The following is a 24,041-nucleotide window of genomic DNA, read 5'->3' as shown; positions in this document are numbered from 1 at the left end:
CCCACGGCCGCGGGCGACTGCCGGAACGGAACCCCACATGACCACGACAGCAGCCCGCGACACGGCCTTTCCGGCCGAGCGGAGAAGCCCGCACGCCCCGATCGGCGCCGACCGGTTCCTCGCGCTCCTGCTGCTCCTGGGCGGCTTGCTCGGTCTGCTCGCCTCGGCCGTGCTCACCCACGACAAGATGAAGCTGCTCGCCAACCCGAACTACGTCTCGGCATGCAGCATCAACCCGGTGCTGTCCTGCAACAACATCATGAAGAGCTGGCAGGCATCCACCTTCGGCTTCCCCAACCCCTTCATCGGCTGGGTCGCCTTCCCCGCCCTCATCGCCATCGGCGCCGGACTGCTGGCCGGCGCCCGCTACCGGCGCTGGCACTGGTGGGGCCTGCAGGCCGGCACCGTCTTCGGCATCGGCTTCATCACCTGGCTGCAGTACTCCTCGCTGTACGCCATCGGCGCGCTGTGCCTGTGGTGCACCCTCGTATGGGCCGTGACGATCCTCATCTTCTGGTACACCACCGTGCACAACATCCAACACGGGCTCATCCCCGCCCCCGACCAGGTGCGCCGCACCGTGGCCGAGTTCCACTGGACGGTGCCCGTGCTGTGGATCGGCATCATCGCGATCCTGATCCTCACCAAGTGGGGCAGCGCCCTGTGGGCCTGACCCCTCCCCGATACCCCGGCCCCGCCCCCGTCGGGCCGGGAGGGTGGCCGGCTGCCGCATTCCCCCGAGCCGTAGCCGGCCACACCCTCACCCCGTCCGCCCAGCCCTGGAGCCCGGTCGATGCGCACGGCGCCCCCCAATGCCCTCATCCGGCTCCGCCGGATGCTCGGCCACCTGCTGACGGCCGCCCTCGCCGCGCTCGGGGCCCTCGGCACGGCCCTGGGCACCGGGCTGGCGATGATCGGCCTGTGCTGCGGCACCCCGGTCCTGACCGCTGCCGGTGCGGGAGCCGCCGCCGGAACCGCCGGGGCCGTCACCCACGGTCCCGCCGTGTGGCCGTTCTTCACCGCCGCGGCCGTACTCTTCACCGCCGCATGGCTCCTGCACCGCCGCACCACCCGCCGCGGCTGCCGCACATCACCCGAACAGACCCCCGCCTCACGCCCGCACACCCCAGACCACACAAGCTAAGCCCCGAATCCATTCGGCCAGGCGGAAAGCACGAAAGGAGCCTTCTGATGGTTCAGCGGTACGACACTCTGGTGATCGGCGGCGGCATGGCCGGACTCCCCATGGCGCTGCGCGCCGCACGGCACGGCCGGGTCGCCTTCGTGGAGAAGGAGAAACTCGGCGGCACCTGCCTCAACCGCGGCTGCATCCCCACCAAGACGATGATCGCCTCCGCCGCGGTGGCCCACCAGGTGCGCCGCGCCGCCGAGTTCGGCGTGACGACCACCGCCCCCACCGTCGATCTCGCCGCCGTCGTGGCCCGCAAGAACGCCATCGTCGAGACGATCCGCTCCGGCTCCTACAAGACGGTCGGCCGCGCCGAGCAACTCGACTTCTATCCCGCCGAGGGGCGCTTCGTGGCACCGAGGCGGCTGCGCGTGGACCACACCGACATCGAGGCCGACAAGATCTTCCTGGTCACCGGTCTGCGCACCGCCATCCCCCCGATCGACGGCCTGGAGACCACCCCGTACTACACCTCGCGCACCGTGCTGGACCTCACCGAGCTACCCGAGCACCTGATCGTCGTGGGCGGCGGCTACGTCGGCTGCGAGTTCGCCCAGATGTTCGCCCGCTTCGGCTCCCGCGTGACCCTCATCCAGCGCGCCGAGCGGCTGCTGCCCGCCGAGGACCCCGACATCTCCGCCGCCGTCACCGACGGCTTCACCGCCGACAACATCACCGTCCTGACCAGCACCACCTGCACTGCCGTCGAGGGCCGTCCCGGACACATCCGGGCCGGCTGCCAGGGCGGCGAGACCGGCGAGATCACCGGCAGCCACCTGCTCATCGCCACCGGCCGCACCCCCAACACCGACACCCTCGGCCTGGAACACCTCGGCCTCGAGCCCGACAAGCAGGGGTTCCTGCCCGTCGACGACCTGCTGCGCACCCAGGCCGCGGACGTCTGGGCACTCGGCGACATCCGCGGCGGGCCGATGTTCACCCACACCGCCCGCGACGACGCCGACATCGCCTACCGCACCACCTACCGCGGCCAGGACCGCACCACCGCCAAACGCGTCGTGCCGCACGCGGTGTTCACCGACCCCGAGGTCGGCTCCGTCGGCCTGACCGAACCCGCCGCCCGCGCCGCCGGATACGAGGTCCTCATCGGCCGCCAGGACTTCACCGGAGTCGTCAAGGCCCGCGCCATCGGCAACACCCGCGGCCTGATCAAATTCGTCGTCGACGCCGCCACCGACCGCATCCTGGGCTGCCACATCGCCGGCCCCGACGGCGGGAACCTCGTCCACGAAGCCGTCATCGCCATGACCTGCGGCGCCACCTACACCGACATCGCCCGAGCGATCCACATCCACCCCACCCTCGCCGAAGGCGTCAACACCGCCGCCGGCGGCGTCCACCGAGAGATCGGCACCTGACCCGCGCGCGTCAACACGGGGTGCCGCCCAGGGCTTCGAGTTCGCCCGAGACGGCGAGCTGCTGCAGTGCCGCCCGCAGCCGGGCCAGCTCCTCGATGCGCTCCTCGGCCCGGCGCAGATGCTCGTTCAGCATGACAGCGGCCTGCCCGCGCCGGGCTGCGCTGCCGTCCACGACGGCCAGGACCTCACTGATCTCGGCGAGCGACAGCCCGGCACTCTGCGCGGCCCGCACGAACGCCAGCCGAGTCACAGCCTGCCGCGGATAGTCCCGGTAACCGGACGAGGTGCGCGGCGGCGCGGGCAGCAGCCCGACGTGCTCATAGAACCGGACCGTCTACGTACTCACCCCGGCGGACGGCACCTACCTCTGCACCACAGGGCGTACCTCGCCCCCCGCCACCGACACGCTCAAGAAGCCCTACTATCCCTTTCGGCCGAATCTCTCTGACCCTCAGGAAGAGGCCGAGCGGATCGGCTTCACCGGCTCGCCGACCATCCTGGTCGACGGGCGCGACCGTTCGCAGAGCAGGGGCGCGTCCCGGGACTGATCTGCCGGGTGTACCGCACTCCGGACGGCCTTGCAGGTGTGCCGGGGGCGGAGCAGTTGCGGCAGGTACTCAAGGCCGCGGCCGAATTGGATTGCTGACATTCCCCGCCGGTGATCGGGCTCGGTCAGGCGGGGCCGGTGCTGCCTTCCAGTTGACGCGGGACGCGGGAGGTGCGGAGTTCGCGCAGGTCGGGGATGTGGTTGTAGAGGGTGCCGGCGGAGACGCCCAGCAGCTTGGCGATGGACTCGATGCTGTTCTCCGGGTTGGGCAGCATGTCGCGGGCCGCGCGGATGAGCTCGGGTGTGATGACGGTGGGGCGTCCGCCGGTGCGGCCGCGGGCGCGGGCGGCGGCCAGGCCCTCGTTGGTGCCGGCGACGATGAGTTCGCGGATGAACTCCGCCAGGGCGGCGAAGACGTGGAAGATCAGGCGCCCGCCCGGGGTGGTGGTGTCGAGGTTCTCGTGCAGCGAGGTGAAGCCGACCCCTTGCTCGCGCAGCTCAGCGACCATCGTCACGAGGTCTTTGAGGGAGCGGCCGTAGCGGTCGAGGGAGGGGACGACGAGGGTGTCCCCGCTCGCGAGGAAGGCGTGGCACGCCTTGAGCTCGGGGCGCAGGTCGTTCTTGCCGGACTTTTTGTCCGCGAAGATCCGGCGGCAGCCGGCCGCGTTGAGCGCGTCGAGCTGGCGGTCGAGTTTCTGCCCGCCGGTGGAGACCCGGGCGTAACCGATCTTGATGTCGGTGCGTACGGCGGGTTCGGCGAGAAGGAGTTCGGAGGGTTTCAGGGGCGCGCTCACCCCCGGATCTTCTCAAGAAACGGTGATCGGAGGTTGTTGAAGCACCGAGGTTTTTGAAGGAGTTTTTGAAGGCGATCCGGGGTCCGTGCGGATTGGTTTCATGATCGTCAATAAACGAAGGTTTTTTGAAGATCGGCACCGTCGAAACGATCCAAGGTTTCCTGAATTCAGGATGAGATGTACTGTCGTGGTGTGCTGACTGTTGCTTCCGACATCGAGGTGCTGGCCCGGTTCGGCCGCGCGCTCGCCGACCCGATCCGCTGCCGCATCCTGCTCGCCCTGCGCGACGCCCCTGCCTACCCCGCCGACCTCGCCGACGCCCTCGGCGTCTCCCGCACCCGGCTGTCCAACCACCTCGCGTGCCTGCGCGACTGCGGCCTGGCCGTCACCGTCCCCGACGGCCGCCGCACCCGCTACGAACTGGCCGACGAACGCCTCGGCCACGCACTCGACGACCTGCGCACCGCCGTGGTGGCCGTCGAGACCGACCGGACGTGCGTCGACGCCGACGAGAAGGGCTGCTGCTGAGATGGCCGCCGAGATATCGATATCCCTCGGGCCCTCCCCGGCCCGCCGCGACGTCCTCGCCCGGCGGATACGCCTGCTGGTCGCGGCCACGATCACCTACAACGTCATCGAGGCGGTCGTCGCCATCACAGCGGGCACCCTCGCCTCCTCCACCGCGCTGATCGGCTTCGGCCTCGACTCGGTCATCGAGGTCTCCTCGGCCGCCGCGGTCGCCTGGCAGTTCTCCGCCCGCGACCACGCCGTACGCGAGGCCCGCGAGCAGCGCACCCTGCGGATCATCGCTGTCTCCTTCTTTGCGCTCGCCGCGTACGTCTCCGTCGACGCCGTCCGCGCGCTCACCGGCACCGGGGAGGCAGAGCGGTCGATCCCCGGCATCGTCATCGCCGCCCTGTCGCTGGCGATCATGCCGTTCCTGTCCGCCGCCCAGCGCCGCGCCGGGCGGGAACTCGGCTCCGCCTCCGCGGTCGCGGACTCCAAGCAGACGCTCCTGTGTACCTACCTGTCGGCCGTGCTGCTGCTCGGCCTGGTCCTGAACGCCACCCTCGGCTGGTCCTGGGCCGACCCGATCGCCGCCTTGGTCATCGCCGCCATCGCCTTCAAGGAAGGCCGCGACGCCTGGCAGGGCAAGGGATGCTGCGCACCCACCGGCGCTGCGGTGGTGCCGTCCGCCGGCGCCAAGGAGGACGCGTGCGGCTGCCAGCCGGGCTGCGACTGCTGCAACTGACCTGACTGCCCGCACTCACACAGGGCCCCGGCGTCGACCGACGCCGGGGCCCTCAGCTTTCCTCGTCCTCGCCGTCTTCGGCGGCGTCGGGGTCGCGGAAGGGGCGCAGTCCGCGGCCGGGGCCGCTGGCCTTGATGTTGAACAGGTAGCGGCCCAGGAAGTTGATGTGCCGGTCCTTGAGCGGGGAGAGCCGGGCGACGTCCTCATCCTTGATGTCGTGGCCCTCCGCGCGGAGCTGTGCGACGGCGGCGTCCAGGTAGCGGGTGTTCCACAGGACCACGGCGTTGAGGACCAGGCCGAGAGCGGCGAGTTGGTCCTCCTGGCCCTCGCGGTACGCCTGGCGGATCTGGCCCCGGCCGCCGTGGCAGATCGCGCGGGCGAGCCGGTGGCGGGACTCCTGCACGGTGAGCTGCCGGTTCATCAGCCGCCGGTAGGTGTCGTCAACGGGATCGACCAAGGCGAGCAGGTGCATGGTCTTGTCGATCCGCCCGTACTCGGCGAACGCGGCACCGAGCGGGGTGGGGTGGCCCTCACGGCCGAACATCCGCAGCAGGTCGTAGGCCCGGACCTGGTTGGTGATGAGCGACCCGGCCACCCGGAGCATGTCCGGCCAGTGCGTGGCGATCCGCTTGAGGTTGACCTTGTTGCAGGCCACGGCCTCCAGCGGCCCGTACCCGGCGGCCGGCCCCTCGCCGTCGGGTAGGTCGGCCCGCCAGAACCGCTGGTCCGAGAGGTCACGGAAGCGCGGGGCGAAGCGGAAGCCGAGCATCTTGTACAGGCCGAAGGCCATGTCGCTGTACGAGGCGTTGTCGGTCGCCACCATCTCCGGCTTCACCCCGCCGTCCAGGTTCAGCAGGGTGTCCAGGGTGTAGAGGCTGTCGCGCGGGGTGCCGCGCACGACCATCGCACCGATCCCCGCAACCTGGTCGTTGACAGCGTTGAGCCAGGTCACGCCGCGTTTGTAGCCGTAGTACTTCGGCGAGGGGCCGGTGTTGATGCTCTTGACGGGGACGACGAAGCGCAGGCCGTCGACGGAGGCGAGCAGCCCGCCGCCCCACATCTGGGCCAGCTCGATCGCGGACTGGGCGGTGATGAGCGCGGCGTTCGCCGCGGCGATGGTGTCGGCTCGCAGATAGTTCTGATCGACGTGGGACAGGCGCGAGCGGGTCAGCGCCTTGCTCTGCGGATCGATGACCGGGGTCAGGCCGATGTTGCAGCTCTGCGAGACCAGCAGGGCGACCAGGGAGACAAGCAGGCCCTCCATGCGGGTGCGCCGGTCGGAGACGTGCCTGAAGGAGTCAAGGAACCCGGTCCAGGAGTGGACCTCGAACAACAGGTCCGGCAGATCGATCCTGGGGAGCATCGCCTCCGTGGTGGCCTTCAGCCAGGTCAGGGACTCCGGTTCGCCCACCGCGCCGAGCTTGTCCACCGACAGGCGGGCACGTCCCCCGCCCTCGGGGACGACGATCTCCACCTTCGCGTCGTCGCCGGCCTCGGCCAGCCGGTCGGCCATCTGCCGCCACGCCGCATCCAGCCCCCGGGTGAGCTGGGCCAGGTGTTCGCCCGCGTCCTCGGTCAGGGACAGGCCCGCCAGCACGTCCCCGCGCATTGCCTCCCACCGCGGACCGTCCAACAGCCTCGCGCGCGGGTCGGCCCACCGGTTCGACGGGGCGGCGAACACGTCGCGCCGGTTCAGCGCGCGGTGCAGCTGCTCCAGCACGCACACCACGTACGCGTCCCGGTCGACCGCGCCCTGCGGCAGCTTGGTGTTCGAGAACACCGCCCGCTTCCACATCGCGGGCACCAGCTCGGCGTCGACCTCGCGGGGCAGCAGCGGCCGGTCCTTGACCCGCCGGCGCGAGAGCGCGGGCAGGCGGCGCACCGCCTTCAGCAGGCGCCGCCCGGCCGGGGCCGCGTCCAGCGCGTCCGACTCGCCCAGCAGCGCCAGGAAGGGGCGCACAGTGTTGTAGCGCAGAGCCAGCTTCTCCCGCATCGCCGCCTCAGCCGACCCGTCGTCCTCCGGTACCAGGGCCTCGACGGTCGCGACCGCCCCGGCCACCGCCGTACGCGGCACCGCCTCCTCCACCGCCGCCCACAGCGCGGCCACGTCCAGGTCCGCGTCGTGCTCGGCGACCAGGTCCAGCTCCTGGGTGAGGATCTTCGACGCCTTCGCCAGGATGCGGGCCGCCTTCTCCAACTGCGGCAGCATCGCCAACCGCTCCCGCTCCGAGGCCCGCCGCGCGGGGCTGATCAGCCGGTTCGCCATCAGCACCGCGAACAGGTCCAGCGCGTCATCGACCGCCTGCGCCTCCAGCTGACGCACCACCGCCGTGAGCAGTGCGGTCCGCCGCGGCTCCGGCGCCCGCTCAATCGTCTGCGCCTTGCTCAGCTGCCCGTACCGGGCCAGCGTGGACAGCCGGTTCACCGGCACCCGCGACAGGTTCACCCGGCCCAGCGCGAACGCCGAGATCTCCCCCACCCGCTCCATGGCCCGCACCATCGCGGTTCCCGTCGACTTCACCGGCGGCGTCCGCAGCCGCTCCAGCTCCGAGACCCGCTTGCCCTCCGGCACCACCAGCAGCCCGGCCAGCGTCGGAGAGAGCGCGGGATCGGCCCGGTGCGCGGCCCGCGTCACCGCCTCGTACAGGCGCCGCTCGGCCACCGTGCGGGCCTCCGACACCTGCCGGGCCAGCACCGAGGCGCCCGGCAGCAGCACCCGGTTCTTGCGCAGCCACGTCACCGCGTGGTTGAAGAGGGCCACCGGCCCCTCGGCGTGCGTCCACGCCCGCCCGTACAGGAAACCGCGGAACTCCCGGCCCCACCGCCGGTCGGTGAAGTCCCGGTACTGGAACCGCTCCTGGATCTCCGCCGCGTGCTCGTAGACCGTCGACCGGCGCTCCCGGTACCGCTTCACGCACGAGGCGTCCGCGATGCCGAGCTGCCCGGCGAGGTACTCCACGGCCTCCCACGGCACTGCGAGCGGGTCCTCGCCCAGGAACCGGCCGACGTAGCGGACCGTGCAGATCTGCACCGCCATCCCAAGCCGGTGCGCGTCCGTACGACGCAGCGCGATCAGATCACGGTCGTCATCGTCGAGGAAGAAGAACCGCTCCAGCTCCGGGCGCGTGGGCACCTCAGTGAACGTCCCGTACGCCTCGGCCTGCTCATCAGTTAAGAACTCCACCGGCACGGCTGGACCGTAGCCAGCACCGACGCCCGTCCAACGATCTTTCCGGGAACCCCCGCGGAGCCTCCAGCCGGTGTGCTAGCCGACCATGATCGTTCTCACCGGGATTTCCTGTACCTCAGCTACTCACACCCGCATCCTCAGCGGCCATGACCTCTCAGCCGGTGACGCTGCACGACCACGCCGAGCGCCTGACCGCCCACGCGGCCGCCGGAGCACGCCGCGGCGGTCGGCCCGAAGCGGTCGCCGCGGTCAACGCCCGGCTGCGGCGCCCGGGAACGGTGCCCAGCTCCCTCCACCGCGGCCCGGGCCCTGTGCCGACGGCCGTCAACCGCGTGCCGCGCGACCACGGCCGGCCCGCACTCAACGCCTGCAGCGGTCTGTTCCACTGACGAACCGGCCGTCCCGCGCCATGGCTTGTGGGCCGGACGGCGGTAGAGGGCGCCGACCGTGACGACAACACCGGCCGCGGTGTTCGCGGCGGCCGCCACGGGCCCGGCTCGCGCGTGCTTGACGTTTTTGCGGGTACAGCACCGAGGCCCTGTGGCACCTGACCAGCTTCCGAGCCGCGGTGGGGCGCCAGTGCACGGGCGCACGCCGTGCACTGGCGCCCCGGCACGCGTGTCTCGCTCGGCGCTCGGCTGGGCACGCCGACGAGGGGTCGGCCGATCCGCGAGACGGTCGCCAAAGGCCCAGACCCTGGGGAGCGGGCCGGCTCAGCCTGTCGACCGCCGGCCCGTGCGTGCCCTCGAACGCCGAGGTCGACGTGGAACGTTGATTGCTCTGTGCAGCTGGTCGGCACACGACGTGGCACTTCGTCCTCTGGTGAGCGAAAGTTTTGAGTGACGCTGCGAAACTTCTTCCTAAGGTCGGCTGGCGCTGCTAGCTTCTCGGCGAAAGCCCGTCAGGGTTCGTTCGCTGGGCGGTGTCTCAACGCGCAGCGACCGACGTTGAGGAGTGCTCGTGCGGCGGATGACGGCTCGGCCGGCCAATACTTACCAGGCACACCTGCTGCGTCTGCTGCGGGACAGTGGGCGCAGCTCACGGGCCGAACTGGGGGAGCGCATCCAGCTCTCCCGCTCCAAACTGGCTGTTGAGATCGACCGGCTGCTGGAGACGGGCCTCGTGGCCACCGATGGGTTCGCCGCTTCCCGAGGGGGCCGGCGGTCCCACAGCGTGCGGCTCGCGCCAGGTCTGCGTTTCCTCGGCGTGGACATCGGCGCAACCTCCATCGACGTGGCCGTCACCAACGGCGAGCTTGAGGTGCTGGGCCACCTCAACGACTCCACGGACGTCAAGAACGGCCCCGTCGCGGTGTTCGAGCAGGTGCTCGCGATGGCGGAGAAGCTCAAGAAGTCCGGGCTGGTGGAAGGCTTCGACGGGGTCGGGGTCGGCGTTCCCGGTCCGGTGCGCTTCCCCGAGGGCGTGCCCGTGGCGCCCCCCATCATGCCGGGCTGGGACGGGTTCCCCGTGCGTGAAGCTCTGAGCCAGGAGTTCGGGTGCTCGGTCATGGTCGACAACGACGTCAACCTCATGGGCCTCGGTGAGCAGCACGCAGGCGTCGCCCGCTCCGTCGCCGACTTCCTCTGCGTCAAGATCGGAACGGGGATCGGCTGCGGCATCATCGTCGGCGGCCAGGTGTACCGGGGCGTCACCGGGTGCGCCGGAGACATCGGCCACATCCAGGTGGATCCGCAGGGGCGGCTGTGCGCGTGCGGAAACCGCGGATGCCTGGAAGCACACTTCAGCGGTGCCGCGCTGGCCAGGGACGCCGAAGAGGCCGCACGCAGCGGTCGTTCGGCGCACCTGGCCGTACGACTGGAGGCGTCCGGGCGGCTCACCTCCGCCGATCTCGCGGCCGCCGCGGCCGCGGGTGACCCGGTCGCACTGGACATGGTCCGCACGGGCGGGGAACGGGTCGGGCAGGTGATCGCCGGGCTCGTCAGCTTCTTCAACCCCGGCATGGTCGTCATCGGTGGTGGTGTGACGGGACTGGGCCACACGCTTCTCGCAAGCGTGCGTTCCCAGGTCTATCGCCGCTCCCTTCCGCTGGCGACGGGGAACCTTCCCATTGTCCTGGGTGAACTGGGCGGCATGGCCGGGGTCATCGGTGCCACGCGGCTCATCAGCGACCACCTGTTCTCGCCCGCCTGACCTCCGCGACTCGACTCTCCCGCCCGTCCCCAGTCCCAGTCCCAGTCCCAGTCCCCAGTGGCAGGAGCCCGGGCGGGGCCGGCATGTCCTTTCCGTTGGGATTCCTCGTGGTGCCTATGTCTGTTTCCTCTCAACGGGCCGGTGACACGGTCCGATCACCTCTGCTCACGATGTCGGACATCATCAAGGCCTTCCCCGGGGTGCGAGCCCTGGACGGTGTCACTCTTCAGGTGCAGGCGGGCGAAGTGCACTGCCTGCTGGGGCAGAACGGAGCGGGCAAGTCCACCCTGATCAAGGTGCTCGCCGGCGCTCACCGCCCCGACTCGGGCACGGTCACCTGGCGCGGCGAGGAGGTCGTGCTGAGATCGCCCATCGCCGCGATGCGGCTCGGCATCGCCACGATCTACCAGGAGTTGGACCTGGTGGAGGGGTTGTCCGTCGCCGAGAACGTCTTCCTGGGCCATGAGCGGACGGCGGCCGGGTTTGTGATCCGCGGTCGTGACACCCGCGTCGCGGCGGCGGAACTGCTGCGGCGGCTCGGGCACGAGGAGATCGATGCGAGCCGGGCCGTGGGGGAGTTGTCGGCCGCGCAGCGGCAGATCGTCTCGATGGCCCGGGCGCTCTCCCACGACGTGCGGCTCATCGTCATGGACGAGCCCTCCGCGGCGCTCGACCCCGACGAGACGGAGAACCTTTTCCGCATCGTCCGCGAACTGACGGCCGACGGAGTGGCCGTGGTCTACATCTCGCACCGTCTTGAGGAGATCCGGCGCATCGGGGACCGGGTCACGGTCCTCAAGAACGGCCGGTCCGTCGCCGGGGGGCTTGCGGTGGAGGAGACCCCGGACCGGGAGATCATCGCACTGATGACCGGGCGCGAGATCGAGCACGTCTTCCCCGGCCGGTCCGCACCTCGGCAGAGCGCGCCGACCGTCCTGCGGACGCGTGGCCTGGCCCGGGAGGGGGAGTTCGCGCCGCTCGACCTCGAGCTGCGCGCGGGTGAGATCGTCGGCCTCGCCGGCCTGGTCGGTTCCGGTCGCTCGGAGATCCTGGAAACCATCTACGGGGCGCGCCGCCCCAGCGCCGGGGAGGTGAGCGTCGACGGCCGGCGGCTGCGTCCCGGCAGCGTACGCTCGGCCGTGGCGGCGGGACTGGGCCTGGCTCCCGAGGAACGCAAGGCCCAGGGGCTGTTCCAGCTTGAATCCGTCACCCGCAACGTGTCGGTCTCCACCCTCTCGCGCTTCGCGCGGCTGGGCTGGTTGGACCGGCGCGGCGAGCGCGTCGCGACGAAGGCCGTCACCCGGGAGCTGTCCCTGCGTCCCGACGACCCGGATGTGCTCATACGCACGCTTTCGGGCGGCAACCAGCAGAAGGCGGTCCTCGCACGCTGGCTGCTGCGGGACTGCCGCGTCCTCCTGCTCGACGAGCCGACCCGGGGCGTCGACGTGGGAGCGCGTGCGGAACTCTACGGCGTGATCAGGCGGCTCGCCGACGCGGGTCTGGCCGTTCTCCTCGTCTCCAGCGAGCTTCCCGAGGTCCTCGGCCTCGCCGATCGTGTCCTGGTGCTGCGCGAGGGCCGGGTGGTCGACACCGCGCCGGCCCGGGACCTCGACGAAAACCGCGTTCTCGACCTGTTGATGGCAGCCCATGCCGACACCACGTCTCCTGGAACGGAGCCTTCGTGACACAGCAGCCAGTCTCCTCTGCGCGGCGGGCGGTGCCCCAGTCGGCCAGTCGTGGCAAGCGTCCGGTCCGCGGTGGGCCCGCGGGCGGCAGGCCGCCGGGCCCGCTGGCTCGTCTCGGTCGGCAGGCGGACGTCCGCAACCTCTCCCTGCTCGGCGTGCTGGCGATCCTCGTCGCCGTCGGCGGGGTCACCGAGCCCGACACCTTCCTGGCGGGCTCGAACCTGCAACTGGTGCTGACGCAGGCGTCGATCATCGGAGTGGTGACCGTCGGGATGACGTTCGTCATCGCCGGCGGCGGCATCGACCTCTCGGTGGGCGCGATCGTCGCCCTGGCCTCGGTCTGGGCGACCACCGTCGCGACACAGGAGTACGGCTTCACCGGAATCCTGTTCACCGCTGTTGTCGTCGGTGTCGGATGCGGCCTGGTCAACGGCGTCCTCGTCGCGTACGGCGGCATGGTTCCCTTCATCGCCACGCTGGCGATGCTCGCCTCCGCACGCGGGCTGGCCCTTCAGATCACCGACGGCCGCACCCAGATCGTCACGGTGGACGCCGTCCTGGACCTGGGCGCCCCCGGCGCCTATGTGCTCGGCACACCTCCCCTGGTGCTCGTCTTCGGCGCGGTGACCGTGCTCGGCTGGCTGCTCCTGAACCGCACGACCTTCGGCCGCCGCACGCTCGCGGTCGGCGGGAACGCCGAGGCCGCCCGGCTGGCCGGGATCGACATCCGGCGCCAGCGTCTCTACCTGTACGTGCTCTCGGGTCTGTGCTGCGGCATCGCGGCCTTCCTGTTGATCGTATTGTCAGGTTCAGGACAGAACACCAACGGCAACCTGTACGAACTCGACGCCATCGCGGCCGTGATCATCGGTGGCACCCTGCTGACCGGCGGGCGCGGCACGATCGTCGGTTCCGTGCTGGGCGTATTGATCTTCACCACGATCACCAACATCTTCGCGCTCAACAACCTGCAGAGCGACGTCCAGCAGATCGCCAAGGGCGCGATCATCGTCGCCGCCGTCCTCCTCCAACACCGCACGCTCCGCCGCACCGGCGGAGCCTGACCAGGCACCCGCCCCCGCCCCTGGTCCTCTCCCCGCCCCGCACCACACCTGAGAAGGGCTGACTCAGCATGTCTGAAAAAATCCTCACCAGCCGCAGAAGAGTGCTGTTCGGCGCGGCGATCGGTGCCGGGGCCCTCGTCACCGGCTGCACGAGCAACGCCTCCTCCAGCGATGGGTCCGCTGCCACGGCACCGGAGACCGCGGGCAAGCCCGGCAAGCCGGTCACCATCGGGTTCGCCGGCCCGCAGGCCGACCACGGCTGGCTGAACGCCATCAACGAGAACGCCACCCGGCGGGCCGAGCAGTACGAGGACGTGACGCTGGAGATCACCGAGGGGTCCAACGACACGGCGACGCAGATCGGCCAGATCACGACACTGATCAACAAGAAGGTCGACGTGCTCGTGATCCTGCCGGCCGACGGCAAGGCGCTCACCCAGACCGGCCTCGAGGCGATGCGTGCGGGCATCCCCGTCGTCAATCTGGACCGGATATTCAACTCCCCCCAGGCCTACCGGTGCTGGATCGGCGGAGACAACTACGGAATGGGCCTCAACGCGGGCCGGTACATCGGCGAGCGACTGAAGGATGTCGAGGACGCCAAGGTCGTCGAACTCGCCGGGCTCGACACCCTGGAGCTCACCAAGCAGCGCACCCAGGGTTTCGACGACGCGCTCGGCAACTACCCGAACATCACCAAGGTCGCCCGCCAGGCAGCCGAGTTCACCGTCGAGTCCGGCCAGGCCAAGATGTTCCAACTACTGCAGGCCCAAAAGGATTTCGACGCTCTGTGGAACCACGATGACGACCAGGGCGTGGGCGCGCTGCGGGCCATCGAGCAAGCCGGCCGGGACGAGTTCGTGATGGTCGGCGGCGCGGGATCGAAGTCGGCCATGGAAGCGATCCAGTCCGACGACAGCGTGCTCAAGGCCACCGTGCTCTACCCGCCGACCATGGCGGCCTCCGCGATCGACCTCGCCCGTGCCCTCGGGCAGGGCAAGGGCGTCAGCGGCCTGGCCGAGCTGGAGATCCCCTCGTCCCTGACGCTCTACTCGGCGATCGTCACCAAGGACAACGTGGAGGACTACCTGCCCACCGGCTTCATCTGAGCCCTCCCCCCACCCGGCCAACCAGGAGCACATCTGATGAAACACAGTGATCGCAGAGAGTACGGCGAGCCCAAGCCGGACCTGGGTATCGGCATGGTCGGCTACGCGTTCATGGGCGTCGCCCACTCGCAGGCGTGGCGGACGGCGGGGCACGCGTTCCCGCTCCCACTGCGTCCCCGGCTCGCGATGATCTCGGGCCGTGACGAAGCGGCGGTCGGAGCGGCGGCCCGGCAGCAAGGCTGGGCCGCCGCCGTGACCGACTGGCGCGCCGTCGTGGACAGCGACGACGTCGACCTGGTCGACATCTGCACACCGGGAGACAGCCACGCCGAGATCGCCATCGCGGCGCTGGAGGCGGGTAAGCATGTGCTGTGCGAGAAGCCGTTGGCGAACTCCGTGCCGGAGGCGGAGGCCATGGTGGAGGCCGCGCGGGCGGCCAGCCGGCGTGGCCAGGTGGCGATGGTGGGTTTCAACTACCGTCGGGTACCGGCCATCGCCCAAGCCCGCCGTCTGATCGCCGGAGGCCGCCTCGGAGCGCTGCGCCATATCCGGGTCACTTACCTCCAGGACTGGCTCGTCGACCCTGAGTTCCCGCTGACCTGGCGCCTCTCGCGCGAGAAGGCCGGTTCCGGCGCGCTGGGCGACTTGGGCGCGCACGCGGTGGATCTGGCCCAGTACCTGTCCGCGGAGCCGTTGGCCGGTGTGTCGGCCCTCACCGAGACGTTCGTCTCCGAGCGGCCCCTGGTTGCCGCGACGCTCACGGGGGACGACGGGCCGCGGGCCAGGGGACCGGTGACCGTGGACGACGCGGCCCTGTTCACCGGCCGGCTCGCCTCGGGCGCCCTCGCGAGCTTCGAGGTGTCCCGGGTGGCGGCGGGCCGCAAGAACGCGCTGCGCGTGGAGATCAACGGCGAGCTGGGATCGCTGGCCTTCGACCTCGAACGCCTCAACGAACTGTCATTCCACGACCACACCGAGCCGGCCACGACGGCCGGTTTCCGGCGCGTCCTGGTCACCGAACCCGAGCACCCGTACATGGAGGCTTGGTGGCCCCCCGGCCACGCCCTGGGCTACGAGCACACCTTCACCCACCAGGCCCACGATCTCGTGCACGCCATCGCCACCGGCACCGACCCCGCACCGTCGTTCACCGAAGGGCTGCAGGTCCAGCGGGTGCTGGCCGCGGTTGAGGAGAGCGCAGCGAAGAACGCGAGCTACACCCCCGTACCCGTCTGACGGCAAGGAGACACGCGACAATGTCACGTCCCTTCACCTTGTTCACCGGCCAGTGGGCCGACCTCCCCCTGGAAGAGGTCTGCGGCCTTGCCCGGGACTTCGGCTACGACGGACTCGAACTCGCCTGCTGGGGAGACCACTTCGAGGTCGACCGGGCACTGGAGGACCAGGACTACGTCCGGGGCCGCAGGGAACTCCTCGCCCGCTATGGACTGAGATGCTGGGCCATCTCCAACCATCTGGTCGGCCAGGCCGTGTGCGACCGGCTCATCGACGAACGCCACCAGGCGATACTTCCGGGCCGCATCTGGGGCGACGGCGACCCCGAGGGCGTCAGGCGCCGGGCCGCGGCCGAGATGGCCGACACGGCCAGGGCCGCCGCCGCCCTCGGCGTGGACACCGTCATCGGGTTCACCGGTTCCTCGATCTGGCACCTCGTGGCGATGTTCCCCCCTGTGCCGCCGGAGATGGTGGAGCGCGGATACGCCGACTTCGCCGAACGGTGGGGGCCGATCCTCGACGTCTTCGACGCCGAAGGCGTGCGGTTCGCCCACGAGGTCCACCCCGGTGAGATCGCCTACGACTACTGGACGACACACAGGGCGCTGGAGGCCGTGGACCACCGGCCCGCCTTCGGGCTCAACTTCGACCCAAGCCACTTCGTCTGGCAGGACCTCGACCCCGTCGGATTCCTCTACGACTTCCGCGACCGGATCTACCATGTGGACTGCAAGGAGGCGCGCAAACGGCTGGACGGACGCAACGGACGGCTCGGTTCCCACCTGCCCTGGGGCGACCCGCGCCGGGGCTGGGACTTCGTCTCGGCCGGGCACGGCGACGTTCCATGGGAGGACGTCTTCCGCATGCTGTCCTCCATCGGGTACGACGGTCCCGTCTCCGTTGAGTGGGAGGACCCGGGGATGAGCCGCCTCCAAGGCGCTCCCGAAGCCCTGCGGGCGCTCAAACGCTTCGACTTCGAGCCTCCCACCGCCTCCTTCGACGCCGCCTTCGGTGGCGATCGCCGGTCCTGACAACACCGCCGCCCGCCGAAGCACGAGCCAGTGCCTCTCTCCTTCCGGGGCCCGGCGGCCTACCTCCGGAGTCCTACCGGCGACGTCGATGCGAACGCGCCCCACACGCGGACGGGTTCACCAGGGAGGCTCCGTCGATCTCACAGGAACGAGCCGGAGTCCGGCTCATCCGAGACCGCGACTCGGTCGCCACCACGGGAACCGCAAGAGTTCCTGTCGCAATGCGGTGCGGAGGCGGCGCCGGCAGATCAGCGCGCAACCAAGTCGCATGAGGGCTTCGTGGATGTCGTCGCGGATCTCCCAGCGGATCCGCAGGCGGCGGAAGCCGTGCAGCAGCGCGATGGTCTGCTCGACCACCCACCGCCGGATGCCCAACCCCGGAGCCGTGTTCGGTGCCGCGGCGGGCGATGACCGGTTTGATGCCCCTGACCCGGACCTGGCGGCGGCAGCAGTCGTGGTCGTAACCGCGGTCGGCCAAGACCTCCCGCGGCCGCTGCCGAGGCCGGCCCCGTTTGCCCCGGATCGGCGGAGCCGCGGCCAGCAGGGGCATCAGCCGGGTGATGTCGCCCCCGGTTGCCGCCGGTCAGCGTCGCCGCGAGCGGGATGCCGGTGGCATCGCAGACCAGATGGTGTTTGGAGCCCGGTCGGCCCCGGCCGACCGGGCTCCGTCCGGTTCTGGGCCGCCCTTGAGCGCCCGGACGTGGGAGCTGTCGATCACCGCCCGCGACAGGTCCAGGCGGCCGGCCGCCCGCAGCTCGGCCGGCAGCACCTCGTGCAGCCGCTGCCGCACCCCGGCATTGTTCCAGTCCGCAGCCTGCGCCAGCAGGTCATGCCCGAGCCGAAGCCGAGTTCCCCGGGCAGCCACTCCCACCGGATGCCGGTGCAGAGCACGAGCAGGATGCCGCACAGCACGGTGCGGTCGTCCAGCGCCTTGCGGCCCGGATGCCGGTGCCGGCGCTGCCGCACGGGCAGCAGCGGCTCGATCGGCCGGCGATGTCCGCCGGGTTGCGGGGGCGGGGCACGGCAGCGGTCAGCCCCAGGTCGAGCCGCTTGTCCATGTCCAGGCGGAAGGTGCCGTACGGGTTGACGTTGGGCCAGAACAGTGCGGTCAGGCCGCGCCGGTCCTCGTCCCCCAGATTCTTCGCCCAGGCCGGCTCGGCCAGGACCTGCTGCACCAGCAGCGTGTTGACGTGCACGAGCGCGGACCGGAGCAGATGAAGCGCGAGCATCGCGTCGGCCCGCGCTGACGACATGACACGGGTCGGTGACGGAACGGCTCGACTTGTTCCAGATGGAGTTCCATCAGCCGGCAGGGCCCGACCCGGCTCGGCGGTCATGCCGGCGCAGGGGATCGAGCAGAGTGAGCGCCGCATGAGCCAGTTTTCCCTCCGCCGGGGGCATGGCGCTGAGGCTGCGCAGTCGTTCGTTGCGCTGTTCCAGGGCCTGGGCGGTGGTGGGGAAGAGGGTGGCGCCGCCCTGGCCGACCAGCCCTTGGTTCGCGGTCACGAACTGCCGGGTGTCGCGTTCGTAGGCGGCGAAGCCCGCGCCGTGACCCCGGTCCGCGAGGTGGCCGGCGAGCATGTACGCGCCGACGAGCGCGAGGCTGGTGCCCTGTCCGGTGAGGAACGAGGGCGCGTACGCGGCGTCGCCGACCAGCGCGACCCTGCCGTTGGACCAGCGGGGCATGTGGATCTGGCTGACCCCGTCGAAGAACAGGTCCTCCGCCTCGCGCAGGGCGGCCAGCATGCCCGGGATCTCCCATCCCGCGTCGGCGAAGACCTCGGCGGTCAGGTCGCGTTGGGCTTGCGGGTCCCGGAACGCGTCCATGGGCGGCTCCGGCCGGGCGAAGTTCAAAAAGGCGTGCACCTCGTCGTCGTCCCCCACGGCGTAGAGTGCCGCGGCCCTGCCCGGGGCGTTCCACATCACGGTCTCGTGGGAGAGCCCGAAGGTGTTGCGCATGGTGAACACGGCGAAGCAGTAGCCGAGGTAGCGGTGGAACCGCTCTTCAGGGCCGAACAGCATCTCCCGGGTGCGCGAGTGCATGCCGTCCGCACCGAACACCATGTCGAACGTACGGCTGCCGCCCCCGCGGAAGGTGACGTCGACCCCGTGGTCGCTCTGGTCGAGGGTGTCGATGGAGTCGTTGAACAGGAACTCCACGTCGTCACGGACCGCCGTGTACAGCGCTTCCGTCAGATCCCCGCGCCGTACCTCCAGGTCCTGTCCCGCGACACCGCCGGTGACGGCATGCGGGTGCAGGGAGGTCACCTCGCTGCCGTCCGAGTCGAGGAAGGTCAGCCGCCGCAGGTCGATGTGCGCGTCCCGCAGCCGCGGCAGGATCCCCATCCTCCGGACGACTTCCAGTGCGGTGCCGCGCACGTCGACGGGATGGCCACCCCCGCGCAGGGTGGGCGCCTTCTCCACGACCGTGACCGCGTATCCGTAGCGGTTCAGCCAGAACGCGAGGGCGGGCCCCGCGATGCCGGCCCCGGATATCAGGACCGTGCGCCTCGGCGTGCCACGGACATCCGTCAGCTGATCGGTGAGGGGCATTCCTTGACTCCTTTGGGCATGGTGCGAGTGACGAACAGGGCCAGCGACGTGACGACGCCGGCTATGACGAAGCCGGTGACGTAGGCCGATTCGGCCGCGACCTCCGACCCGGAAGGGGTTGCGGCGGTGAGGAGCGCACCACCGAGCTGCCCGCCCACGGCGTAGCCGAGTACGCGGCTCACCAGGATCAGGCTGGTGGCGATGCCGGTGTCCTTGGCATCGACGGCCGTGGCGGTGCTGGTCGTCATCGCCGTGACGCACAAGCCGCTTGCCAGCGCGATCAGCGCCTTGCCGACGACGACGTGCCAGACCTCGGTGTGCACGGACGCCAGGACGACCAGGGAGACGGCCATCATGACGACCCCGGTGTTGACCACGGCACGCGAGCCGAAACGCCGGTCCCCGATCCCGCCGAGCGGCCCGGCCAGCGTCGCGGCGACGGCGCCGGGCAGCAGGAGGAAGCCGATCTCGGTGGCGCTGGCGCTGAATCCGTACCCGTCGCCGCGCTCGTCGAGCAGCTGCGGAACGAGATAGGCCGCCATCGAGGTGCCGAGGCAGATCACGAATGTCAGCGCACACGCCTTCCAGATCGCGGGCCGTGCCAGCATGTGCAGATCGATCACCGGAGAGGCCGCACGCCGTTCGACGGACACCCAACCGGCGACGAAGACGGCCAGAAACACGACGAGGGCGCCGAGCACGAGTGGTTGCGAGGCCGCTTCGGGCGCCAGCGCGAGTACGAGCATGAGCGTGACCAGCATCCCGCTCAGGAGCAGCAGGCCGGGCCAGTCGATGCCGGCGTCGTCCGACCCGCCCGGCCGGTCGGACGGCATGAGCCTGTTCACGAGCAGGGTGGCCCCGACGACCGCGATCGTGGGCAGCGCGAACATCCAGTGCCGGGAGAGCTCTTCCGCCACCGGCCCGGCCGACAGCATGCCGACCATCCCTCCCCCGACGAAGAGTCCGCTGACCACCCCGATGGCGACCCTCGACTCTCCCGGGGGCAGGTTTTTGCGCACGACGATGAACGACAGTGGAAGCGCGCCCACCATCGCCCCTTGCAGCACCTGCCCGAGCAGCAGTACGGGCAGGTTCGGGGCCAGGGCGGACACCGTGCCGCCGACCGCAACGACCGCCATCAGCCGGATCAGGACCCGTTTCCCGCCGTAGCGGTCGCCGAACATGCCTGCCAACGGCGTGATGAGTGCCCCGGAGATGAGGAGCACGATGCTGAGCAGTGCCCCTTCGGACTGGCTCATGTCCAGTTCGCGTTCCAGGAGCGGGATCGTCGGTGACACCACCGACTCCAGAGCGCCGGTGAACAGTGCCAGTAAACCGAGGGCTCCGACAGCGGCCTTCCCGATGGGGACCGGGGGATCCAGGGTTGTGGTCATGAGTGTCCTTTCCGCCATTGCCGGGTGAGGAAGGGGGCAACGGGGGGCGCGCACGGCATGTGGCGCTGCCGCCCCGGACGGGCTAGGACCGGCGGCGCAGCGCGGCCCGGGCCGGCAGCGTGACCGCCGGCAGGGCCAGGCCGCCGGCGGCGACCGCGAAGCATCCGTACACCAGCGGAGGCACGTACGGCATGTCACCGGTCACGCCGCTCATCATCGGGACCAGCGTGGCCGCGGCGATCGCGGAGCCGAGGACCAGGCCCACCACGGCGACCAGCAGGCCCTCCCAGCGGAGCATCGTCATCACCTGACGCCGGGTGGACCCGACGAGGCGCAGCATGCCCAGCTCGCGGCGGCGGTCCAGGACCGTCATCACCAGGGTGTTGACCGCGGCGACGGCGGCGAACCCGCCGAGGACCGCGGCCATGGTGTTGTTCATCCAGGCGCCCAGCTTCGCGTCGCGGTTCTGCCCGGTGGCGTAGCCGGAGGCGTCGGTGACCTCGCCCAGGGCGGTGAGCGACTTCTCCGAGCCGCCCCGTACCAGGAGCGTGCTGTCGAAGCTCGAGGTGACGTGCCCGGCCAGGGACGCCCGGTCCATGGTCACCGTGGCCAGGCCGAGGCCGCGGCCGTAGACCGCGACGATCTCGGGGCTGACCTCCGTCCCGTCGGGGAGGTGGAGCGGGAGCCGGTCGCCGACACCGGCGTCCGCCGAGGTCGCCAGGGTCTTGTCGATGGCGATACGCCCCTCGCCGAGCCGGTCGAGGCTGCCGTCGCGTACGTCCAGGTCCTGCACCTTCGCCAGCTCGGCGCCAGAGCCGGTGACGCCCTGGGCGGTCGCGCCCTGGAGCGACTTGAACTCGCCGGAGCCGGTCGGCACCAGCACCTGCGTGTTCAGCAGCCCGACGGCCGCCTCCACGCCCGGCGCGCGGGCGGCGCGTGCAGCCGCGTCCACCGGGAGCCCGGCCGGGTCCGTCACCACGTGGTCCGCGGTGATGCCCGCGCGCAGCTGCTTGTCGGCGGCGTGGGTCTCGCTCGTGTGTATGAACACGAGGGTCGAGGAGAAGGCCACGGCGAGCACGATCGGGGTGATCGCGGAGGCGAGGCGGCGGGCGTTGGTACGGGAGTTGGCGGCCGCGAGCTCGGCGGACGGGCCCGCGCCGCGCAGCGGGAGGCCGAACAGGCCGGCGCACAGCCGTGCCACCGACGGGCCGAGCAGCCCGACGGCGAGCATGAAGAGCATGACGACGCCGAGGGCGGCGCCGGCCGCGTCGTCCCCGGCGGAGCGGGCGGACACGCCGGTGAGGATCGTGCCTCCGACGAGGGCGCCGACGCCGAGGAGGGTGCGGACCAGACCGGGCCGCAACCGCTCCACCGACGCGTCCGACAGCGCCTGTCCGGGCTTGGTCTTCGCGGGCCGGCGCCCGGCCATCCAGCCTGCGCCGAGCGCGGTGAGCAGCCCCATGACGACGGCGGCGAGCAGCGGAAGCCCGGAGACGTGCAGGTCCACGGCGCGCGGGATGGCGCCCCGGTCCTGGAGCTGCCCGAACCACCAGTGGGCGAGCCCGATGCCGGGCAGGCAGCCGATGATCCCGGCGAGCGGCGCGACGAGCAGTGCTTCGGAGGCGACCGCGCGGCGGACCTGCCGCGGGGTGGCGCCGACGGCGCGCAGCAGGGCGAACTCGCGGGCCCGCTGACCGACCGAGAGCGCGACGGTTCCGGCGGCCGTGAAGACCGCGACGATGGCGGCGATGCCGCCGAAGGAGCCGCCGATTCCGAAGAGCGTCACCTTGGCGTACCCGAGGCCCGGGTCCTCGACGGCACCGCGGTCGTCGCCGGTGTGGACCTGGACGCCGGAGCCGGCCAGGGCCTGCTTCACGGCGCCGGCGAGGGCGTCGGCGCCGGTGCCGTCCTCCGCCAGCACGACGACGGCGTCGGCCTTGCCGGGGTGCCCGGCGAGCATGGGGGCCTGGGTGTCGGCGAACCAGGTCAGGGCACCCGCGTCGCCAAAGTCGCGGGCGGTCTCCGCGGGACCGGCCTCGGCGACGCCGGCGACGCGGAAGTCCTGCCGGCCGGCGGCGGTCTCCAGTACGACGGTGTCGCCGACCGCGGCGCGCGCGGCGCGGGCCGTTCCCGCGTCGAGGACGACTTCCCCCTCGCGGGGTGCGGAGCCGGTGGTCAGCGAGGTGCCGGTGAAGGTGTGCGAGCCCCATCCGTGCGCGGTGAGCACACCTCCCGGAACAGTCAGTGCACGGGCGCCGGCGTCCACCGCGCGCACCGGGAAGGTGAAGTCCGCGACGGCGGTGGCCGCACCCGGCGCCCCGGCGGCCTTCGCAGCCAGCCCGGCGTCCATCCGTGCCGTGTCCGGCAGGGGCGTCGCCTCCTTCTCGCGGTCCTCGCCGCTGCCGGTGACGACGTACTTGTTCTGGTCCGCCGCCGCGACGACCGGCGCGTTCGCGTACCGTTCCGGCGGCACGGAGGCGCGCAGGCTGGTCTCGAGCAGGATTCCGCAGGCCGAGACGATCAGTGCGGACATCAGCAGCGCGAGGAAGGTCCCCGCGAAGGACGCGGGCTTGAAGCGGACGGCCTCACGGGCGAGTCCGTTGGGGCGCCTCATGCCGCCACCCCCGCCATCGCACCGGAGCGGGAGGCGCGCGAGGTGAGCACGGCCATCCGTGCCGCGATCTGCTCCACCGAACCGCGCTCGAGGTGGTCGGCGAAGGCGCCGTCGGCGAGGAACAGCACACGGTCGGCCCAGGCGGCCGCGACCGGGTCGTGGGTGACCATGACAACGGTGGCGCCCAGAGCGTCCACCGCGTTGCGCAGCAGGCCGAGGACCTCGGCGGCGGTGCCGGTGTCGAGGGCGCCGGTGGGTTCGTCCGCGAAGATCACGTCGGGGCCGGTGACCAGGGCGCGGGCGACGGCCACGCGTTGCTGCTGACCGCCGGAGAGTTCTCCGGGCCGGCGCTTCGCCTTGTCGGCGAGTCCGACCTGGGCGAGCACCGCCTGCGCCTGGCGCCGGTCCTGGCGCTGCCCGGCCAGGCGCATGGGCAGCAGCACGTTCTGCTCCACGGTCAGCGACGGCAGCAGGTTGAACGCCTGGAAGACGAAGCCGAGGCGGCTGCGGCGCAGCTCGGTGAGCTCGTTCTCGCTCATGCCGGTGATCTCCGTGCCGCCGAGGCGCACGGATCCCGCCGTCGGCCGGTCGAGCCCGGCAGCGCACTGCAGGAAGGTGGACTTGCCGGACCCGGACGGGCCCATGACCGCGGTGAACGTGCCGCGCGGCAGGGCGAGGTCGATGCCCGCGAGGGCGTGCACCGTGCCCGGCCCGCGGCCGTACTGCCGCCGGACGTCGCGCAGTTCGACGGCGAGACCGGACGTGGTGGCCGGGACCTCGGGCCGGTTGTCCGCCTTCTGCCGCTTGCCTCTGCGTAGCCTCATGTCCCGTCTCCCTCTTCACGTGTGCTTTC

The 24,041-nt window shown here is 71.1% G+C and carries 19 protein-coding genes and 3 pseudogenes; 12 read left to right on the top strand and 10 right to left on the bottom strand.

Translation table 11 applies throughout. The features are described from left to right. Positions 1 to 37: 37 nt before the first annotated feature. The 3 genes from ACLIYP_RS00630 (at position 38) to ACLIYP_RS00620 (ending at position 2,568) form a co-directional block, all read left to right on the top strand. Positions 38 to 673 (top strand): vitamin K epoxide reductase family protein, encoded by a 636-nt coding sequence (locus tag ACLIYP_RS00630; protein ID WP_359132959.1) that lies wholly within the window; start codon positions 38 to 40, stop codon positions 671 to 673. 120 nt (positions 674 to 793) lie between these two features. Further along, complete coding sequence (locus ACLIYP_RS00625) at positions 794 to 1,144, top strand: hypothetical protein (protein ID WP_013678693.1); 351 nt, start codon at positions 794 to 796, stop codon at positions 1,142 to 1,144. A 47-nt stretch (positions 1,145 to 1,191) separates the two neighbouring features. Further along, a complete protein-coding gene (locus ACLIYP_RS00620) occupies positions 1,192 to 2,568 on the top strand; it encodes a dihydrolipoyl dehydrogenase family protein (protein ID WP_013678692.1) in 1,377 nt (458 codons plus the stop codon). Between the two features lie 10 nt (positions 2,569 to 2,578). On the opposite strand, the gene ACLIYP_RS00615 is transcribed toward ACLIYP_RS00620, so the two are convergent. The 3 genes and pseudogenes from ACLIYP_RS00615 to ACLIYP_RS00605 all read right to left on the bottom strand — a co-directional run bounded on the left by ACLIYP_RS00615 (position 2,579) and on the right by ACLIYP_RS00605 (position 3,909). Then, complete coding sequence (locus tag ACLIYP_RS00615) at positions 2,579 to 2,800, bottom strand: MerR family DNA-binding protein (RefSeq protein ID WP_373408266.1); 222 nt, start codon at positions 2,798 to 2,800, stop codon at positions 2,579 to 2,581. A 3-nt stretch (positions 2,801 to 2,803) separates the two neighbouring features. Further along, a pseudogene (locus ACLIYP_RS00610) lies at positions 2,804 to 2,872 on the bottom strand (heavy metal-responsive transcriptional regulator); the annotation flags it as partial. A 368-nt stretch (positions 2,873 to 3,240) separates the two neighbouring features. After that, complete coding sequence (locus ACLIYP_RS00605) at positions 3,241 to 3,909, bottom strand: recombinase family protein (RefSeq protein WP_013678691.1); 669 nt, start codon at positions 3,907 to 3,909, stop codon at positions 3,241 to 3,243. Positions 3,910 to 4,101: 192 nt separating this feature from the next. On the opposite strand from ACLIYP_RS00605, the gene ACLIYP_RS00600 reads away from it, so the two are divergent. Together ACLIYP_RS00600 and ACLIYP_RS00595 are read left to right on the top strand one after the other, a co-directional pair. Beyond that, positions 4,102 to 4,437: an ArsR/SmtB family transcription factor gene (locus ACLIYP_RS00600; RefSeq protein WP_041763300.1), complete on the top strand. Its 336-nt coding sequence runs from the start codon at positions 4,102 to 4,104 to the stop codon at positions 4,435 to 4,437. 1 nt (position 4,438) lies between these two features. Then, positions 4,439 to 5,161: a cation transporter gene (locus ACLIYP_RS00595; protein ID WP_013678689.1), complete on the top strand. Its 723-nt coding sequence runs from the start codon at positions 4,439 to 4,441 to the stop codon at positions 5,159 to 5,161. A gap of 52 nt (positions 5,162 to 5,213) precedes the next feature. On the opposite strand, the gene ACLIYP_RS00590 is transcribed toward ACLIYP_RS00595, so the two are convergent. Beyond that, complete coding sequence (locus ACLIYP_RS00590; protein WP_339122738.1) at positions 5,214 to 8,351, bottom strand: Tn3 family transposase; 3,138 nt, start codon at positions 8,349 to 8,351, stop codon at positions 5,214 to 5,216. A gap of 146 nt (positions 8,352 to 8,497) precedes the next feature. On the opposite strand from ACLIYP_RS00590, the gene ACLIYP_RS00585 reads away from it, so the two are divergent. The 7 genes from ACLIYP_RS00585 (at position 8,498) to ACLIYP_RS00555 (ending at position 16,627) form a co-directional block, all read left to right on the top strand. Continuing rightward, a complete protein-coding gene (locus ACLIYP_RS00585) occupies positions 8,498 to 8,740 on the top strand; it encodes a hypothetical protein (RefSeq protein ID WP_412711160.1) in 243 nt (80 codons plus the stop codon). Positions 8,741 to 9,320: 580 nt separating this feature from the next. Further along, positions 9,321 to 10,502, top strand: a complete 1,182-nt coding sequence (locus ACLIYP_RS00580; RefSeq protein ID WP_412711159.1) for an ROK family transcriptional regulator — start codon at positions 9,321 to 9,323, stop codon at positions 10,500 to 10,502. Positions 10,503 to 10,672: 170 nt separating this feature from the next. Continuing rightward, positions 10,673 to 12,187, top strand: coding sequence for a sugar ABC transporter ATP-binding protein (locus tag ACLIYP_RS00575; protein ID WP_412711158.1), 1,515 nt, complete (start codon positions 10,673 to 10,675; stop codon positions 12,185 to 12,187). Between the two features lie 32 nt (positions 12,188 to 12,219). Next, complete coding sequence (locus ACLIYP_RS00570; protein WP_412711190.1) at positions 12,220 to 13,251, top strand: ABC transporter permease; 1,032 nt, start codon at positions 12,220 to 12,222, stop codon at positions 13,249 to 13,251. 68 nt (positions 13,252 to 13,319) lie between these two features. Beyond that, positions 13,320 to 14,360 (top strand): substrate-binding domain-containing protein, encoded by a 1,041-nt coding sequence (locus ACLIYP_RS00565; protein ID WP_412711157.1) that lies wholly within the window; start codon positions 13,320 to 13,322, stop codon positions 14,358 to 14,360. 36 nt (positions 14,361 to 14,396) lie between these two features. Then, a complete protein-coding gene (locus ACLIYP_RS00560; protein WP_412711156.1) occupies positions 14,397 to 15,596 on the top strand; it encodes a Gfo/Idh/MocA family protein in 1,200 nt (399 codons plus the stop codon). A gap of 20 nt (positions 15,597 to 15,616) precedes the next feature. Continuing rightward, a complete protein-coding gene (locus ACLIYP_RS00555; RefSeq protein WP_412694901.1) occupies positions 15,617 to 16,627 on the top strand; it encodes a sugar phosphate isomerase/epimerase family protein in 1,011 nt (336 codons plus the stop codon). Between the two features lie 165 nt (positions 16,628 to 16,792). On the opposite strand, the pseudogene ACLIYP_RS00550 reads toward ACLIYP_RS00555, so the two are convergent. From ACLIYP_RS00550 to ACLIYP_RS00525, 6 genes and pseudogenes are all read right to left on the bottom strand, one after another. Then, positions 16,793 to 17,611, bottom strand: a pseudogene (locus ACLIYP_RS00550) (IS5 family transposase). Positions 17,612 to 17,706: 95 nt separating this feature from the next. Next, a pseudogene (locus tag ACLIYP_RS00545) lies at positions 17,707 to 17,856 on the bottom strand (Tn3 family transposase); the annotation flags it as partial. Between the two features lie 73 nt (positions 17,857 to 17,929). Beyond that, complete coding sequence (locus ACLIYP_RS00540) at positions 17,930 to 19,180, bottom strand: FAD-dependent monooxygenase (RefSeq protein WP_412711155.1); 1,251 nt, start codon at positions 19,178 to 19,180, stop codon at positions 17,930 to 17,932. Continuing rightward, positions 19,159 to 20,574 carry an MFS transporter gene (locus ACLIYP_RS00535; RefSeq protein WP_412711154.1) on the bottom strand — a complete coding sequence of 472 codons (1,416 nt, stop codon included), beginning with the start codon at positions 20,572 to 20,574 and terminating at the stop codon, positions 19,159 to 19,161. The genes ACLIYP_RS00540 and ACLIYP_RS00535 overlap by 22 nt, the downstream gene beginning before the upstream one ends. Positions 20,575 to 20,656: 82 nt before the next feature. Next, positions 20,657 to 23,188: an FtsX-like permease family protein gene (locus ACLIYP_RS00530; RefSeq protein ID WP_412711153.1), complete on the bottom strand. Its 2,532-nt coding sequence runs from the start codon at positions 23,186 to 23,188 to the stop codon at positions 20,657 to 20,659. Further along, positions 23,185 to 24,012: an ABC transporter ATP-binding protein gene (locus ACLIYP_RS00525; RefSeq protein WP_412711152.1), complete on the bottom strand. Its 828-nt coding sequence runs from the start codon at positions 24,010 to 24,012 to the stop codon at positions 23,185 to 23,187. Before ACLIYP_RS00525 ends, ACLIYP_RS00530 begins: the two co-directional genes overlap by 4 nt. Positions 24,013 to 24,041: the final 29 nt, after the last annotated feature.

The organism is Streptomyces nanhaiensis, assembly GCF_046614825.1.
In the GTDB taxonomy this organism is placed as follows: domain Bacteria; phylum Actinomycetota; class Actinomycetes; order Streptomycetales; family Streptomycetaceae; genus Streptomyces; species Streptomyces radiopugnans.
Note: the sequence above shows the minus strand (reverse complement) of the source record. Positions and strands in the feature narration are given on the sequence as shown.

Excerpts from the sequence above, each read along its gene's own strand:
- ACLIYP_RS00525 (WP_412711152.1), bottom strand. The coding sequence starts at position 24,012 with ATGAGGCTACGCAGAGGCAAGCGGCAGAAGGCGGACAACCGGCCCGAG.
- ACLIYP_RS00620 (WP_013678692.1), top strand. The coding sequence starts at position 1,192 with ATGGTTCAGCGGTACGACACTCTGGTGATCGGCGGCGGCATGGCCGGA.
- ACLIYP_RS00565 (WP_412711157.1), top strand. The coding sequence starts at position 13,320 with ATGTCTGAAAAAATCCTCACCAGCCGCAGAAGAGTGCTGTTCGGCGCG.
- ACLIYP_RS00625 (WP_013678693.1), top strand. The coding sequence starts at position 794 with ATGCGCACGGCGCCCCCCAATGCCCTCATCCGGCTCCGCCGGATGCTC.
- ACLIYP_RS00535 (WP_412711154.1), bottom strand. The coding sequence starts at position 20,574 with ATGACCACAACCCTGGATCCCCCGGTCCCCATCGGGAAGGCCGCTGTC.
- ACLIYP_RS00555 (WP_412694901.1), top strand. The coding sequence starts at position 15,617 with ATGTCACGTCCCTTCACCTTGTTCACCGGCCAGTGGGCCGACCTCCCC.
- ACLIYP_RS00585 (WP_412711160.1), top strand. The coding sequence starts at position 8,498 with ATGACCTCTCAGCCGGTGACGCTGCACGACCACGCCGAGCGCCTGACC.
- ACLIYP_RS00560 (WP_412711156.1), top strand. The coding sequence starts at position 14,397 with ATGAAACACAGTGATCGCAGAGAGTACGGCGAGCCCAAGCCGGACCTG.
- ACLIYP_RS00595 (WP_013678689.1), top strand. The coding sequence starts at position 4,439 with ATGGCCGCCGAGATATCGATATCCCTCGGGCCCTCCCCGGCCCGCCGC.
- ACLIYP_RS00575 (WP_412711158.1), top strand. The coding sequence starts at position 10,673 with ATGTCGGACATCATCAAGGCCTTCCCCGGGGTGCGAGCCCTGGACGGT.
- ACLIYP_RS00580 (WP_412711159.1), top strand. The coding sequence starts at position 9,321 with ATGACGGCTCGGCCGGCCAATACTTACCAGGCACACCTGCTGCGTCTG.
- ACLIYP_RS00630 (WP_359132959.1), top strand. The coding sequence starts at position 38 with ATGACCACGACAGCAGCCCGCGACACGGCCTTTCCGGCCGAGCGGAGA.
- ACLIYP_RS00530 (WP_412711153.1), bottom strand. The coding sequence starts at position 23,188 with ATGAGGCGCCCCAACGGACTCGCCCGTGAGGCCGTCCGCTTCAAGCCC.
- ACLIYP_RS00540 (WP_412711155.1), bottom strand. The coding sequence starts at position 19,180 with ATGCCCCTCACCGATCAGCTGACGGATGTCCGTGGCACGCCGAGGCGC.